Source organism: Streptomyces sp. NPDC060002 (assembly GCF_042737245.1).
Classification (GTDB): domain Bacteria; phylum Actinomycetota; class Actinomycetes; order Streptomycetales; family Streptomycetaceae; genus Streptomyces.
The window spans coordinates 18,251-31,963 of sequence record NZ_JBHWUW010000043.1 but is presented as its reverse complement, the minus strand read 5'-3'; the positions used below and the strand labels follow the sequence as shown (position 1 = coordinate 31,963).

Below are 13,713 nucleotides of genomic sequence, written 5' to 3'. Positions count from 1 at the left end.
GGGTTCCCCCGCGCCCCCGGTAGCGCCTAGACCGCCGCAGGCCGCAGTCTCGACGTGTCCTGCTCCGCCTTCTGCCTGCCGCCCGTCAGCGCGCTGCCCTTGCTCCACTTCTTCCAGTCCAGGTTCCAGTCGCCGAAGCCGTTGCCGAAGGTCTCCATCGTGTCGCCGTAGCTGTTCACGACCTGGACGACGTCGCCCTGGCGGATGTGGTCGAAGAACCACTCGGCGTTGGACGTGCTCATGCCGGTACAGCCGTGGCTGACGTTCGCGTACCCCTGCGAGCCCACGGACCAGGGGGCCGCGTGGACGTACTCGCCGCTCCAGGTGACGCGGGTGGCGTAGTACACGGGCAGGTCGTAGGAGTCCGAGGAGCCTTCCGCGATGCCGACGGTGGTGCCGCGCATCCGTACGAAGTACTCCTTGCCCAGGACGACCTTGACGCCGTTGCGGGTCTCGAAGCCGGGTTTGCCGGTGGTGACGGGGATCTGGTTGATCTCCTCGTTGTTCTTGAAGACCGTCATGGAGTGCGACGACGCGTCCGTGACGGCGATGACCCGGTCGCCGATCGTGAGCTTGAGGTCCTTCGTGGGGCCGCCCCACAGCCGGTCACTGATCTTGATGCCGTCCAGGTTGCTGTGCACCCGCAGGGTGGCGTGGGCGGGCCAGTACTCCTGGGGCCGGTAGTGGAGCTCCTTGTCGTCCACCCAGTGCCAGCCGCCCTGCACGGACGGTGTGGAGTCGACCTTGAGGGCGCGTTCGACGACGGCCCGCTGGGCGGGGTCCTTGACGGGCTGGTCCAGCTTGGCGGTGACGGGCTGGCCGACGCCGTACTCGCCGGCGTCGGGGCCGAACTCGACCGTCAGGCGCTTCTTCGAGGCGGGCTTGCCGGTGTCGAAGGTGAGCACCCGGCGGCCGGGGGCGCCGTCGTCGTCCTCGGTGCTCACGCGGACCGTGTAGTGGGCGTTCGCGGCCAGCGGCTCGGTGCTGTGCCAGCGGCTGCCGTCGGCGGCGAGTTCGCCCGCCACGTAGCGGCCTGCGCCGTCCACGGCGGTGACGTCCGTGATGCGGTCGTCGTCCTGCGCGGTGACCTCAAGGGGTTTGTCCGGGTCGGTCTTCTTCCCGTCGCCGGCGAGGTTGTTGAAGGAGATCTGGTCCGTCGCGTCGTAGGGGCGCGCGGAGAGCGGGTTGCCGTCCGAGCCGCAGGCGCTTGCGACCGCGCCCAGGGCGATCACCAGCAGGGTGCAGCCGACGACGGTGCGAGGGCGGGGTTCGTGGCTCATGGCTTCACGCTAGGGAGCCGCGTCAACGGCGGCGCGCTGAGTGACACGGACGGAGGAGCATCATTGCGGCAAAAGCGTGAGCCCGGACCCTCCTGACGGAGTGTCCGGGCTCAGCCTGCGTCCGGCACGTGCTACTGGGTGCGGCTCTCACCGCGGTAGTACTCGAAGACCCAGCCCCAGAGACCGATGAGGATCAGCGGCAGGGAGAAGTACAGCAGCCACCAGCCGACAGCGACCCCCAGGAAGGCCAGGGCGCCGCCGATGCCCAGCGACAGCGGCTGCCAGCTGTGCGGGCTGAAGAAGCCCAGCTCGCCGGCGTCGTCCGCGACGTCCGCCTCCTTGTTGTCCTGCGCGCCCGCGTCGACCCGCCGGGCGGTGAAGCCCAGGTAGAAGCCGATCATGATGCACAGGCCGAAGGCCAGGAAGAGGGCCGTGGTACCGGCCGGCTCCTTCGACCACACGCCATAGACGATCGCCATGACGAGGACGAAGACGCTCAGCCAGACGAACATCTTGCCCTGGATCTTCACTTGCCGGCCTCCTTGCTGCCCGAGATGGCGCTGGCACCGTGGCCGGCGTGCTCCAGCTGCTCGAGCGCGGCGATCTCGGGGTGGTGCAGGTCGAACGCCGGGGATTCACTGCGGATCCGCGGCAGGGTGAGGAAGTTGTGGCGCGGCGGCGGGCAGGAGGTCGCCCACTCCAGGGAGCGGCCGTAGCCCCACGGGTCGTCGACGCCGACCGGCTTGCCGTACTTGGCGGTCTTCCACACGTTGTAGAGGAACGGCAGGACGGACAGACCGAGGACGAACGAGCTGATCGTCGAGATCGTGTTCAGGGCGGTGAAGCCGTCGGCCGCCAGATAGTCGGCGTACCGGCGGGGCATGCCCTCGGCGCCCAGCCAGTGCTGGACCAGGAAGGTGCCGTGGAAGCCGACGAACAGCGTCCAGAAGGTGATCTTGCCGAGGCGCTCGTCGAGCATCTTGCCGGTGAACTTCGGCCACCAGAAGTGGAAGCCGGAGAACATCGCGAAGACGACGGTGCCGAAGACGACGTAGTGGAAGTGCGCCACCACGAAGTACGAGTCGGACACATGGAAGTCCATCGGCGGCGAGGCCAGGATGACGCCGGTCAGACCACCGAAGGTGAAGGTGATGAGGAAGCCCGTCGCCCACAGCATCGGCGTCTCGAAGGACAGTGAGCCCTTCCACATCGTTCCGATCCAGTTGAAGAACTTCACGCCCGTCGGCACGGCGATGAGGAACGTCATGAAGGAGAAGAACGGCAGCAGTACGCCACCCGTGACGTACATGTGGTGCGCCCACACCGTCACGGAGAGACCGGCGATCGAGATGGTGGCCGCGATCAGGCCCATGTAGCCGAACATCGGCTTGCGGGAGAACACCGGGATCACTTCGGAGATGATCCCGAAGAACGGCAACGCGATGATGTACACCTCTGGATGGCCGAAGAACCAGAAGAGGTGTTGCCACAGCAACGCGCCGCCGTTGGCCGCGTCGAAGACATGGGCGCCGAACTTGCGGTCCGCCTCCAGGGCGAACAGCGCGGCCGCGAGGACCGGGAAGGCCAGCAGGACCAGGACACCGGTCAGCAGGACGTTCCACGTGAAGATCGGCATCCGGAACATCGTCATGCCGGGCGCGCGCATGCAGATGATCGTGGTGATGAAGTTGACCGAGCCGAGGATGGTGCCGAAGCCGGAGAAGGCCAGACCCATGATCCACATGTCGGCGCCGATGCCCGGGCTGCGGACCGCGTCCGACAGCGGGGCGTAGGCGAACCAGCCGAAGTCGGCGGCACCCTGCGGGGTGAGGAAGCCGGCGACGGCGATGAGCGAGCCGAACAGGTAGAGCCAGTAGGCGAACATGTTCAGCCGCGGGAAGGCGACGTCCGGCGCGCCGATCTGGAGCGGCATGATCCAGTTCGTGAAGCCGGCGAACAGCGGCGTCGCGAACATCAGCAGCATGATCGTGCCGTGCATCGTGAACGCCTGGTTGAACTGCTCGTTCGACATGATCTGCAGGCCCGGCCGAGCGAGCTCGGCGCGCATGAGGAGCGCCATCACGCCACCGATGCAGAAGAACGCGAACGACGTGACCAGGTACAACGTACCGATGGTCTTGTGGTCGGTGGTCGTCAGCCACTTCACCACGACGTTGCCGGGTTGCTTGCGCCTGACCGGCAGCTCGTTCTCGTACGAGTCCTCAGCTGCGGCGGCACCCTGGGGTTCGTTGAGGATGCTCACAGGTTGTTCGTCTCCCGGTTCTTCTCGTGGCTCGTCTGCTCGATGCCCGCGGGAACGTAACCGGTCTGCCCCTTCTTCACGAGGTCCTTGAGGTGCTGCTCGTAGCGCTCCTGGGAGACGACCTTCACGTTGAAGAGCATCCGCGAGTGGTCTACGCCGCAGAGCTCGGCGCACTTGCCCAGGTAGGTGCCCTCCTTGTTGGGGGTCACCTGGAAGGAGTTGGTGTGGCCCGGGATGACGTCCTGCTTCATCAGGAACGGCACCACCCAGAAGGAGTGGATGACGTCACGCGAGGTGAGGACGAAGCGGACCGTCTTGCCCTCGGGGAGCCAGAGGGTCGGGCCGGGGTTGTTGGTCTGCGGGTTCCGCTCACCGGGAGTACCGCAGGTGTAGACGCCGCCGGCGTTGTCGGGGAAGTCCGTCTTGAACCGGTCCGGGATCGCGGCCAGGTTCTTGTCGGTCTTCGCGTCCCCGTCGGAACCGTCGACGCTCTCGATGTAGTTGAAGCACCAGCTCCACTGGAAGCCGACCACGTTCACCGTGACATCGGGCTTCTTGTCGAGGCTGAGCAGCTTCGACTCGTCACGGGCCGTGAAGTAGAACAGCACCGAGACGATGATGATCGGAACCACCGTGTACAGCGCCTCGATGGGCATGTTGTACCGGGTCTGCGGAGGAACTTCGACCTTGGTGCGGCTGCGCCGGTGGAAGAAAGCACTCCACAGGATCAGGCCCCACACCAGCACGCCGGTGGCCAGCGCGGCTGCCCAGGAGCCCTGCCACAGGGAGAGGATCCGCGGAGCCTCTTCTGTGACCGGGGTGGGCATACCAAGGCGGGGGAAGTCCTTGTATGTGCAACCGGTGGCGGTCGCCAGGACCAGGCCCGCGGTCATTGCCTGGAGCAGCTTCCGCCGCATCGGGCGCCGCGGCGAGCGGTCGGAGCCGTTGGGACTCACGTAGCGCCTTCCCGAGAGTCTCGCCCGCGCGGTTGGCTGCGGCCTGCCTTCTCGCGGGTCGGTCGCCGCCCTGCGTCGGGCAGGGGTTTGGATGTTTATGCGGACCAAACCCTAGCCGACGCCCTCCGGGGGTTCGCGGGGAGGGTGGCATACGCGCGAGGGGTCACCCGAAAGCGCCCAGTAGCTCGGGGATTCAGGTGCTTTGGCGTGTGCGGGCCTCGTCGTGGCTGGTCGCGCAGTTCCCCGCGCCCCCGTTTGACCCGCCCTCGTTCTAACGTTGCCGTGTGGGCTACTTCGACGCTGCTTCCGCCGCTCCCCTTCATCCCGTTGCCCGGCAGGCCCTGTTGGCCTCACTCGACGACGGATGGGCCGACCCCGCACGCCTCTACCGGGAGGGGCGGCGGGCCCGGATCCTGCTCGACGCGGCCCGGGAGGCCATGGCGGAGGCCGTGGGCTGCCGGCCGGACGAGACGGTGTTCACCTCCTCCGGCACGCGGGCCGTCCACACCGGGATCGCCGGTGTGTCGGCCGGACGCCGGCGGGTCGGACGTCACCTGATCGTGTCTGCCGTCGAACACTCCTCGGTACTCCATTCGGCCGAGACGTTCGAGGCGGAGGGCGGGACGGTGACCCGGGTGCCGGTGCTCCGCACCGGTGCGGTCGCCGTCGAGTCGTACGCCGACGCCCTGCGCCCCGACACCGCGCTCGCCTGTCTCCAGTCGGCCAACCACGAGGTGGGGACCGAACAGCCGGTGGCGGCCGTGGCCGAACTGTGCCGGGAGGCGGGGGTGCCGCTGCTGGTGGACGCGGCCCAGTCGCTCGGCTGGGGGCCGGTGGAGGGTCCCTGGTCGGTGCTGACGGCGAGCGCGCACAAGTGGGGCGGGCCCTCCGGGGTGGGGGTGCTCGCGGTGCGCAAGGGGGTGCGGTTCGCCGTCCAGGGGCCGGTGGACGAGCGGGAGTCGGGGCGCGCGGCCGGGTTCGAGAACCTTCCGGCGATCGTGGCCGCGGCGGCCTCTCTGCGGGCGGTGCGGGCGGAGGCGGCGGCCGAGGCGGTACGGCTGCGGGCGCTGACGGCGCGGATCCGGGCGCGGGTGGGAGCCGTCGTACCGGATGTGGAGGTCGTCGGGGATCCACTGCGGCGGCTGCCGGGGATCGTCACCTTCTCCTGCCTGTACGTCGACGGGGAGGCGCTGCTGCACGAGTTGGACCGGGAGGGGTTCTCCGTCTCCTCCGGGTCGTCGTGCACCAGCAGCACGCTGACGCCCAGCCATGTGCTGAAGGCGATGGGGGTGCTGAGTGAGGGGAACGTGCGGGTTTCGTTGCCGATGGGAGTCGCCGAGGAGGACGTCGAGCGGTTCCTCGCCGTGCTGCCGGGGGCGGTGGCCGGGGTGCGGGAGAAGCTCGGGGCGCCCGTCGCGGTGGCCGATGCCGCTGTGCGCGGCGACGCGCTCGTCGTGGACGCGCTGGGCAAGCGGTGTCCGATTCCCGTCATCGAGCTGGCGAAGGTCATCGGGGAGGTGCCGGTCGGGGGCACGGTGCGGGTGCTGTCCGACGACGAGGCGGCCCGCCTGGACATCCCCGCGTGGTGCGAGATGCGGGAGCAGGAGTACGTGGGTGAGGAGCCGGCGGACCGAGGCTCGGCCTTTGTGGTCCGCCGGCTGTCCTGAGTCACGCCAGGTGCTTGCGGACCTCGGTGGCGGCCTCGTCGCCGTAGGCCTTGGTGAAGCGGTCCATGAAGTGGGCGCGGCGCAGCTGGTACTCCTGGGTGCCGACCGTCTCGATCACGAGGGTGGCGAGCATGCAGCCGATCTGCGCGGCGCGCTCGTGGGAGACGCCCCAGGCCAGGCCGGAGAGGAAGCCGGCACGGAAGGCGTCACCGACGCCCGTCGGCTCGACCTTGGCCTCCTCCTCCGGGCAGCCGACCTCGATCGGGTCCTCGCCGGCCCGCTCGATACGGACGCCGCGCGAGCCGAGGGTGGTGACGCGGTGGCCGACCTTGGAGAGGATCTCGGCGTCCGTCCAGCCCGTCTTGGACTCGATGAGGCCCTTCTCGTACTCGTTGGAGAACAGGTACGTCGCGCCCTCCAGCAGTATCCGGATCTCGTCGCCGTTCATACGGGCGATCTGCTGGGAGAAGTCGGCCGCGAAGGAGATCGAGCGGGAACGGCACTCCTCCGTGTGGCGGAGCATCGCCTCCGGGTCGTCGGCGCCGATCAGGACCAGGTCCAGGCCGCCCACCCGGTCGGCGACGGTCTTCAGCTCGATGAGGCGGGCCTCGCTCATCGCGCCGGTGTAGAAGGAGCCGATCTGGTTGTGGTCGGCGTCGGTGGTGCACACGAAGCGGGCCGTGTGCAGGGTCTCGGAGATGCGGACCGACCCGGTGTCGACGCCGTGCCGGTCCAGCCAGGCCCGGTACTCGTCGAAGTCCGCGCCCGCGGCGCCGACCAGGATCGGGTCGGTACCCAGCTGTCCCATGCCGAAGGCGATGTTCGCGCCCACGCCGCCCCGGCGTACGTCCAGGTTGTCGACCAGGAAGGAGAGCGAGACCGTGTGCAGCTGGTCCGCGACGAGCTGGTCGGCGAAGCGGCCGGGGAACGTCATGAGGTGGTCGGTGGCGATGGAGCCGGTGACTGCGATGCGCACGGCGTGGACTCTCCTGTGGGGAGGGGGATTGACAGTTCACGCTACCCGGTCGACCCGCGCCACTGAAGCAGTGGAAACTACCCGATAGTAGATCTTTCTTCGCCGGCTCAGGCGTGCATACGGTTCGGCTATGACGAACCTCAAGGTCCACACCCCCTCTCCGGCCGACCTCGACGGCGACCTGGCGTCACTGCGTGGTGACGGCGCCCGGATGGCGCGGCACTGGGCCGCCCCGGAGAAGATCACTTCCCGCCCGGTCTCCCCGTCACTCATCCTCGGCGTGACCGTTCCGGCGACGTCGGCGCGACTGCTGGAGGCGATGCCGGACTACGGCAACTAGGGGTAATCCCTCGATTTCCTTCGGAACGGCGCTCGGGAGGGAACCGTGCGCTCCCCCGTCGCGTCCCATCGCCGTCCCCCGTAAAGGGGACGTGAGGTACGCCAGCAGGGCAGCCGAAGGAGCGATGCGGTGAACACCGAGCGACCCGAGAACGACGACGCCGCGCGCGAGCCGGAGGAGACGGGTTCGGAGACGGCCGAGGTCCGGGAGGCCGAGGTCCGGGAGGCCGAGGTCCGGGAGGCGCGGACCGAGGACGCGCGGGTCGAGGACGCGCCGGCCGACGAGACCGGCGTCCCGGAGAACGAGGCCGGCCTTCCCGGCACTCCCGTCGGCTCCGATGCCGGGGCTCCCGTCGGCTCCGATGCCGGGGCTCCCGCTGTTTCGGAGACCGACACCACCGCCGACGCCGGTCCGCGGGTCGCCGCCTCCGAGGCCGACGCCACCGTCGACGCCGACGCGGCGCCCACCGGTCCCGGCTCCGGTCCCGGCTCCGGTACGGACGAGCATGTCGTCGGGCCGGTGGCCGAGCACGCGCCCCCGGCCGGCCCGCGGCGCCGCTCCCCCGTGCTCATCGCCTCCGTCGCGGCCGCCGTGCTGCTGGTGGGCGGGGGCGGGGCCTATCTGACCTCCAGTGCGGTCGGCGGCTCCGGTGGGGGTGCAGGCTCCGGGGCGCCGTCCGGGGACGGCACGCCCGCGGCGCTCCCGCTGGACGACTACTCCGGGGGTACGGGTGCCCCCGAGGGCGGCACGAGCGGCATCGCGCCCGGTGAGCCGAACCCCTACGGGGTGACCTACAAGGCCGACGGCGCCCTTCCCGACGGTCCCGGCTCCGCGCCCGTCTACTGGGCGAAGGGCGAGGTCACGAAGGACGAGGTGGCCCGGCTGGCGAAGGCGCTGGGGGCCGAGGGGACGCCGGTCGTCGACGGGGAGGCCTGGAAGGTCGGCGCGGGGAACGACGGCTCGGGCCCGGTGCTGCGGGTGAACCGGCAGGCGCCGGGGATGTGGACGTTCACCCGGTACGCGCCCGGCACCGACAACTGCACGGGCGGCACCGACAAGTGCGCCGTGGATCCCGCGACCCCGGCCGCCGGCCCGGTGAGCGAGGCGGCCGCGAAGAAGGCGGCGGCACCGGTCCTGAAGGCCGTCGGACAGGACGGCGCCGAGGTGGACGCGAGCCAGGTCATGGGCAGCCAGCGGATGGTGAACGCCGAACCGGTGTTCGGTGATCTGCCCACCTACGGCTGGACGACCGGGATCGGCGTGAGCGCCCAGGGCGAGGTCGTCGCCGGGAACGGGCAGCTGGAAACGCCGGTGAAGGGCGACACGTACCCCCTGCTGAGCGCGCAGGAGGCGCTGGACGCGTTGAACGCGGGGCCGGGGACGGACCACCGGATGGGCATCGGCGGCTGTGCCAGTCCGGTGCCGCTGAAGGACCGGCTGGAGAGTCCCTGCGGCGCCTCCACGGCCGCTCCCCAGGCGCAGACGGCGACGGTCGAGGACGCGGTGCTCGGGCTCGCCCCGCACACCTCGGGCGGACGACAGGTGCTCGTACCGTCCTGGCTGTTCGACGTGAAGGCCGCAGGGGTCGCGGGCGGCTACACGGTGACACAGCCGGCCGTCGAGCCGGCGTATCTGCAGTCGGCCACGACGCCGACGCCGACCGCCTCCTCGGGGACGCGTGACGTGAAGGTGGACGGCTACGCCGTCGAGGGCGAGGAGCTGACCGTGAGCTTCACCGGCGGGGTGTGCGGCGACTACAAGGCCACGGCGGCGGAGAGCGGCGACGAGGTGAAGGTCACCGTGACCGAGACGCCCTGGCCGGACAAGATCTGCATCCTGATCGCCAAGGAGTACCACCAGACCGTGCACCTGGACGAGTCGCTGGGCAGCCGGAAGGTGGTCGGGTCGGACGGCGGCGCGATCCCGCTGGAGAAGCCGGGGGCTCGGCTGCCGCAGACCCGGTAACGCCCGGCGGCAGCGGTTCGCGCGACGCGAACGCGAAGGCGGCGGCCCCGTTGGAGGGGGCCGCCGCCTTCGTGTCGTTCAGCGGTGCGAACGGGCGACCTAGCTGAAGGAGTCGCCGCAGGCGCAGGAGCCCGTCGCGTTCGGGTTGTCGATCGTGAAGCCCTGCTTCTCGATGGTGTCGACGAAGTCGATGGAGGCGCCGCCCAGGTACGGGGCGCTCATGCGGTCGGTGACGACCTTGACGCCGTCGAAGTCCTTCACCACGTCACCGTCGAGCGCACGCTCGTCGAAGAAGAGCTGGTAGCGCAGGCCGGAGCAGCCGCCGGGCTGAACGGCGACGCGCAGTGCCAGGTCCTCGCGGCCTTCCTGGTCGAGCAGGGCCTTGACCTTCGCCGCGGCAGCGTCGGACAGGAGGATGCCGTCGCTGACAGTGGTCTTCTCGTCCGATACGGACATCTACATCTCTCCCGGGTTGTACGGAGACTGCTTGCCGACGTTTCCAACCGTCGGGGCCGCGGATTCATTCCGCGCCGAGGAGTCGTGTTTCCACTTCTTTCCTCTTCTTGCCTTTCATGCTCGCACACGCGCGATGCGGCGGACAGCGGCCTTCGGAGCGGCGCCGGCCGGGGCGGGGGATTCACGTCACATCGACGCGATGACCATCGTCAAAGTGACGTGAAGCGGGTTATGATAGATAACGTCAGATCGACGAAAAGTAGAAAAGGTGCGTGCCGTGACCACCGCCCAGACCACGGAGCTCGACGTACAGCCGACTCCGCTCGCCCTGTTGCTGCTCGGCCGTGAGGCCGACCCGAAGAGCGAGCGGGGCGTCGAGTGCCCCGGCGACCTGCCCTCGCCCTCGGACCCGGACCTGGTCGAGCGGGCCCGCGCCGCCAAGGAGAAGCTCGGCGACAAGGTCTTCGTGCTCGGCCACCACTACCAGCGCGACGAGGTCATCCAGTTCGCCGACGTCACGGGCGACTCCTTCAAGCTGGCCAAGGACGCGGCCGCCCGCCCGGAGGCCGAGTACATCGTGTTCTGCGGTGTGCACTTCATGGCCGAGTCCGCGGACATCCTGACGTCCGACGACCAGAAGGTGGTCCTCCCCGACCTCGCCGCCGGGTGCTCGATGGCCGACATGGCCACCGCCGAGCAGGTCGCCGAGTGCTGGGACGTGCTGACCGAGGCCGGCATAGCCGAGCGGGTCGTGCCCGTCTCGTACATGAACTCGTCCGCGGACATCAAGGCGTTCACGGGCAAGCACGGCGGCACGATCTGCACCTCCTCCAACGCCCAGCGGGCCCTGGAGTGGGCCTTCGAGCAGGGCGAGAAGATCCTGTTCCTGCCCGACCAGCACCTCGGCCGCAACACCGCCGTCCGGGACATGGGCCTGTCCCTGGAGGACTGCGTCCTGTACAACCCGCACAAACCGAACGGCGGGCTGACCGCCGAGCAGCTGCGCGACGCGAAGATGATCCTGTGGCGGGGCCACTGCTCGGTGCACGGCCGCTTCAGCCTGGAGTCGGTCGAGGACGTCCGCGCCCGGATCCCCGGCGTGAACGTGCTCGTCCACCCCGAGTGCCGGCACGAGGTCGTGGCCGCGGCGGACTACGTCGGCTCGACCGAGTACATCATCAAGGCGCTGGAGGCGGCCCCGGCCGGCTCCAAGTGGGCCATCGGCACCGAGCTGAACCTGGTACGCCGGCTGGCGAACCGTTTCGCGCCGGAGGGCAAGGAGATCGTCTTCCTCGACAAGACGGTCTGCTTCTGCTCGACGATGAACCGGATCGACCTCCCCCACCTGGTCTGGACCCTGGAGTCCCTCGCCGAGGGCAAACTGGTCAACCGGATCCAGGTCGACCAGGAGACCGAGGCGTTCGCGAAGCTGGCGCTGGAGCGGATGCTGGCGCTGCCGTAGCCGGACCCAGCGGGCCCCGGATCACCCCGGCAGCGGTTCCTGGTCGGGGTGGCCCGGGTCCAGCGTGAACACGGTCCCGTCGGGGCTGAGCACCACCAGCGCGCCTTCGTCGAGGAACACCTGTGCCGTGGCGTAGCCGGCCCCGACGACCTGCTCGGCCCGCGCGGGTGACTCCCACAGCAGGCCGCCCGTCCCGATGTCGAGGGCGGCGACCCGTCCGGAGGCGCTGGCCGCGAACACCGCCTGCCCCTGCCCGTCGGCGACGGGTGTGCCGGGCTGCTGAAGGGTCGTCGAGGTCTGCCACAGCTGCTCGCCCGTCCCGGGTGAGTGGGCGGCCAGCTGCCCCGCGGAGGAGGCGAAGCAGAGCACTCCGCCCACCAGCGCCGCCTCGCCGCGCGGGTCGCCCGCCAGCTTGCTCCTGCGTACGGCGCCGGTGCCCGGGTCGATCAGCAGGATCTCGCCGGACGCCGACTCCTCGGGGCTCTGGAGATCCCGCGGGACGTGCATCACGAAGGCCAGGTCGCCGTCGACGGCCCCGACGTACACGGCGTCGCCGTCCGGCACGCTCACCTTCCGGGTCGAGCCGTCGGCGGGGTCGACGGCGTAGAACACGGTGCGCGACGGCGTACCCGCGTCGGTGCAGCCGGCGTACGGGACGCTGTCGACGTCGTGCAGCACACAGGAGTAGGTGGGCCCGACGGGCACGGTGGCCGTCCAGCGCGCGGTGCCGTCGCGCAGTTCGCGGGCTGTCACCCGGTAGCCGTCCGAGGTCATCAGCAGATCGCCCACGACCGCCGAGGCGACAGAGCCCGTCCGGTTCGACGTGCGCGACCAGAGCCGCTTCCCGGTGGCGGAGTCGAGGGCCACGGCGGTGCTGGTCTGGTCGTCGCCCGCGCTGTTCAGGACCGACTGGGAGACCAGCAGCACCCCGTCGTGCACCCCGAGGACCGTGCTGTCGTACCGCTCCCGTGCCAGGCCCGAGGGCTGGGAGTCCGCCCGCCAGGCGAGCCGGCCCGTCGTCCCGTCGACACGGACCGGAAGGACGCCGTCGCCCCCGCAGTAGAGGGCGCCCTCGCCCATCGCGCAGGACAGGGAGGTGCCGAAGGAGGACCCGGCGCCCTCCAGTGGCTTCGTCACCCCGCTCGCGGCGGTCCCGAACACCGTGGTCCGCCAGGGCTGCCAGCCGGTGGGCAGGGGATCCCGGCCGGGCGACCCGGAGCCGGTGACGTCCGACTCGGCCGCCCTGTCGTCTCCGTCTGACCTGAAGGGGTCGACAAGCAGATAGCCGGTGAGCGTCACGGCCAGGAGGCCCGCCACGCCGGCCAGGACCGGCCACCGGCGCAGCCGGGAGCCGCGGCCCGTGCGGGACGGAGCGACGGCCGGCCCCGGCTCCTCGCTCGCCGCGGGCTCGGACGGCAGACGCAGGGTCACCGTCTCCAGGTCGCCCGCCGCGGGTTCGGGCAGCGCCTCCGCGAACTCCCCGGCCAGTTCCTCGAGTCCGGGCCGGTCGGCGGCGTCCTTGGCCAGGCAGCGGGTCAGGACCGCGCGCAGCGGCTCGGCGACCGCGTCCACCGTCGGTTCCTCGTGCATCACCCGCCACGCCGTCAGATAGGGGCTGTCGGCGTCGAAGGGGCCGCGGCCGGTCGCGGCGAACACCAGCAGCGCGCCCAGGGAGAAGACGTCCGAGGCGGGGCCGACCGACCGGGCGTCCTTGAACTGCTCCGGGGACATGAACGGCGGGGTGCCGATCGCGTGGCCGGTCTCGGTGAGGGTCGGGTTCTCGGTGGCGCGGGAGATGCCGAAGTCGATGACCCGGGGGCCGTCCTCGGCCATCAGCACGTTGGCGGGCTTCAGGTCGCGGTGGACGACCCCGGCCCGGTGGATGTCCCGCAGCGCCTCCACCAGGCCCAGGGCCAGCCGGCGCAGCTCCGCCCCCTTCAGCGGGCCGGCGCCCCGGATCCGGGCGGAGAGCGCCGGTCCCGGTACGTACTGGGTGGCCATCCAGGGCCGTACGGCCTCCGGGTCGGCGTCCACGACCGGGGCGGTGAAAGCGCCGCTCACCTTGCGGACGGCGTCGATCTCCTGCCGGAAGCGGGCCCGGAAGACCTTGTCCTCCGCGTACTGGGCGTGCACCACCTTGACGGCGACCTCACGCCCCGAACGGGACCGGCCCAGATAGACGACGCCCATGCCACCGGATCCGATCCGGTCGACGATGCGGTATCCGCCGAGCGCCTTCGGGTCGTCCTTGTGCAGCGGCAACGCCCGGTTCCCTTCCCCCGTCGAGCACTTCGAGCACACAGGATATGAAACCCGTACGGGGGAACGGGCACCGGCGCGGCGGCGTC

The 13,713-nt window shown here is 70.3% G+C and carries 11 protein-coding genes; 4 read left to right on the top strand and 7 right to left on the bottom strand.

From position 1 onward, the window contains the following. Positions 1 to 26 precede the first annotated feature (26 nt). From ACFWBD_RS30110 to coxB, 4 genes are all read right to left on the bottom strand, one after another. Positions 27 to 1,280 carry an Ig-like domain-containing protein gene (locus tag ACFWBD_RS30110; RefSeq protein ID WP_385673488.1) on the bottom strand — a complete coding sequence of 418 codons (1,254 nt, stop codon included), beginning with the start codon at positions 1,278 to 1,280 and terminating at the stop codon, positions 27 to 29. A gap of 131 nt (positions 1,281 to 1,411) precedes the next feature. Next, entirely contained in the window at positions 1,412 to 1,810 is a 399-nt protein-coding gene (locus ACFWBD_RS30105; protein ID WP_020130001.1) for a cytochrome c oxidase subunit 4, read from the bottom strand. After that, positions 1,807 to 3,543, bottom strand: coding sequence for a cytochrome c oxidase subunit I (gene ctaD, locus ACFWBD_RS30100; protein ID WP_351752747.1), 1,737 nt, complete (start codon positions 3,541 to 3,543; stop codon positions 1,807 to 1,809). The genes ACFWBD_RS30105 and ctaD overlap by 4 nt, the downstream gene beginning before the upstream one ends. Next, positions 3,540 to 4,499, bottom strand: a complete 960-nt coding sequence (gene coxB / locus ACFWBD_RS30095) for a cytochrome c oxidase subunit II (protein ID WP_171396787.1) — start codon at positions 4,497 to 4,499, stop codon at positions 3,540 to 3,542. The genes ctaD and coxB overlap by 4 nt, the downstream gene beginning before the upstream one ends. Positions 4,500 to 4,783: 284 nt before the next feature. Between coxB and ACFWBD_RS30090 the strand changes: the two genes are divergently transcribed. Next, on the top strand, positions 4,784 to 6,166 hold the full coding sequence (locus ACFWBD_RS30090) for a cysteine desulfurase/sulfurtransferase TusA family protein (RefSeq protein WP_385673483.1): 1,383 nt from the start codon (positions 4,784 to 4,786) through the stop codon (positions 6,164 to 6,166). A gap of 1 nt (position 6,167) precedes the next feature. Here the strand turns inward: ACFWBD_RS30090 and ACFWBD_RS30085 are convergent, their stop codons facing one another. Then, positions 6,168 to 7,142, bottom strand: coding sequence for a carbohydrate kinase family protein (locus ACFWBD_RS30085; protein WP_385566960.1), 975 nt, complete (start codon positions 7,140 to 7,142; stop codon positions 6,168 to 6,170). Positions 7,143 to 7,272: 130 nt separating this feature from the next. Here ACFWBD_RS30085 and ACFWBD_RS30080 point away from each other — a divergent pair, with 130 nt between their 5' ends. After that, a complete protein-coding gene (locus ACFWBD_RS30080; protein WP_385673480.1) occupies positions 7,273 to 7,482 on the top strand; it encodes a hypothetical protein in 210 nt (69 codons plus the stop codon). Between the two features lie 129 nt (positions 7,483 to 7,611). Then, complete coding sequence (locus ACFWBD_RS30075; protein WP_385673477.1) at positions 7,612 to 9,447, top strand: hypothetical protein; 1,836 nt, start codon at positions 7,612 to 7,614, stop codon at positions 9,445 to 9,447. Between the two features lie 99 nt (positions 9,448 to 9,546). Here the strand turns inward: ACFWBD_RS30075 and erpA are convergent, their stop codons facing one another. After that, positions 9,547 to 9,903 (bottom strand): iron-sulfur cluster insertion protein ErpA, encoded by a 357-nt coding sequence (erpA, locus tag ACFWBD_RS30070; RefSeq protein WP_057599620.1) that lies wholly within the window; start codon positions 9,901 to 9,903, stop codon positions 9,547 to 9,549. A 277-nt stretch (positions 9,904 to 10,180) separates the two neighbouring features. On the opposite strand from erpA, the gene nadA reads away from it, so the two are divergent. Beyond that, positions 10,181 to 11,365 (top strand): quinolinate synthase NadA, encoded by a 1,185-nt coding sequence (gene nadA, locus ACFWBD_RS30065; protein WP_385673474.1) that lies wholly within the window; start codon positions 10,181 to 10,183, stop codon positions 11,363 to 11,365. Between the two features lie 21 nt (positions 11,366 to 11,386). Here nadA and ACFWBD_RS30060 read toward each other — a convergent pair whose 3' ends face one another. Next, positions 11,387 to 13,627, bottom strand: a complete 2,241-nt coding sequence (locus tag ACFWBD_RS30060) for a protein kinase (protein ID WP_385673471.1) — start codon at positions 13,625 to 13,627, stop codon at positions 11,387 to 11,389. Positions 13,628 to 13,713: the final 86 nt, after the last annotated feature.

Excerpts from the sequence above, each read along its gene's own strand:
- ACFWBD_RS30110 (WP_385673488.1), bottom strand. The coding sequence starts at position 1,280 with ATGAGCCACGAACCCCGCCCTCGCACCGTCGTCGGCTGCACCCTGCTG.
- ACFWBD_RS30080 (WP_385673480.1), top strand. The coding sequence starts at position 7,273 with ATGACGAACCTCAAGGTCCACACCCCCTCTCCGGCCGACCTCGACGGC.
- erpA (WP_057599620.1), bottom strand. The coding sequence starts at position 9,903 with ATGTCCGTATCGGACGAGAAGACCACTGTCAGCGACGGCATCCTCCTG.